Annotated in this window: 2 protein-coding genes; both read right to left on the bottom strand. The window is 62.5% G+C overall.

Annotated elements, in window-relative coordinates; all coding sequences use genetic code 11:
• Positions 1–207: 207 nt before the first annotated feature.
• Entirely contained in the window at positions 208–684 is a 477-nt protein-coding gene (locus AC1D15_RS32575) for a peroxiredoxin (RefSeq protein ID WP_047511976.1), read from the bottom strand.
• A gap of 78 nt (positions 685–762) precedes the next feature.
• Complete coding sequence (locus AC1D15_RS32570) at positions 763–1137, bottom strand: Mth938-like domain-containing protein (protein ID WP_477829318.1); 375 nt, start codon at positions 1135–1137, stop codon at positions 763–765.
• Positions 1138–1326 lie beyond the last annotated feature (189 nt).

Here is a 1326-nt window from a genome sequence, read left to right as displayed (position 1 = left end):
GGGCAGTGGCATGGGTGGTGTGTGGGTGTCAGTTGGCGAAGGGGGAGGCAACAGGACAGGCAACAAAAAAGCCGCGCGGTTGCCCGAGCGGCTTGATGTTTGGCTGTCTGGATTCACAACTCACAGGCATGGCCCATTATGCACATCCGCGATGACACCTCAACACAACTCCCGTCATCGTGGATTTTCCGGACMGACCGGCCTTCTTCAGGCCGCTTTCTTCAGGCCCTTGACGGCCTTCAGGATCTCGTCGACGTGCCCCGCGACCTTGATGCCGCGCCATTCGGCCCGCAGCACGCCTTCACCGTCGATCAGGAAGGTGCTGCGCTCGATGCCCTTGACCTTCTTGCCGTACATGATCTTGTTCTTGACGACGCCGAACATGTGGCAGAGCTTCTCTTCGGTGTCGGCGATCAGCTCGAACGGCAGCTCGAGGTTCTGCTTGAACTTGTCGTGCGAGCTCATGTTGTCGCGCGAGACGCCAAAAACCACCGCTCCGGCCTTGACGAAATCCTTGTGCCGATCGCGGAACTGCATGGCCTCGGTGGTACAACCGGGCGTGTTGTCCTTCGGGTAGAAGTAGAGAACGACGATCTGCCCCGCGAAGGCGGCGGGCGTGAACTTCACGCCACCGGTTGCGAGCGCTTCAAATTCCGGGAGGGGTTTGTTGAGGGCTGGCGTCATGAAGAATTCTGGGGAGTTGCGCCGCGGGAGGCGTAGCCGTAGATTATAAGGCCACGGCCATGGCGCTCCGGCCGGGTATCAGCTGCCCAGCAGCAGGCCGACCACCGCGCGGCGTCCCTCCGAGACCAGCACGTTGTAGGTGCGGCAAGCCGCCGCGGTGTCCATCGTCTCGATGCCGATGCGCCGCTCGATCAGCGGGCGCAGCCAGGCGGGCGGCGGGAATCGGATGCGGTCGCCGCTGCCGAAGATCACCAGCTCGGGCGACAGCGCCGCGATCACGCCGAAGTGCTCGGCGGTGAGTTCATCGAAGCGCTCGACCTTCYATTCCACGACCTCACCCTGCCACGGCACGACGATGCTGCGCCGGTGCACGACGCCGTTGATCGAGACGGCCCCCGGGATCAGGCCGGAGACGGCGTTGACGCCTTCGATGCGGTCGGGCTGGAGTTTCATGGCGTGTTCGAGCTGTCGGATGCGCAGGGGCGAGGTTCACGAATTCTTTCACACCGCGTATCCGATATCTGAAATCGAGATGTCGGCATCTTCGCCGCAGATGGTGCACCTCGCGACTTTCCGTTACCAACGGATCGTCACTCACAACCGCCTGCGGGAAGGGCTTCTCCAAATGTCGATGGGCATGCA

This window comes from Rhizobacter sp. P2_H2 (genome assembly GCF_056403375.1).
The sequence above is the reverse complement of the archived record's forward strand: the minus strand, read 5'-3'. Positions and strand labels throughout refer to the sequence as shown.

Coding starts and splice junctions, on each gene's coding strand:
- AC1D15_RS32575 (WP_047511976.1), bottom strand. CDS start 684: ATGACGCCAGCCCTCAACAAACCCCTCCCGGAATTTGAAGCGCTCGCA.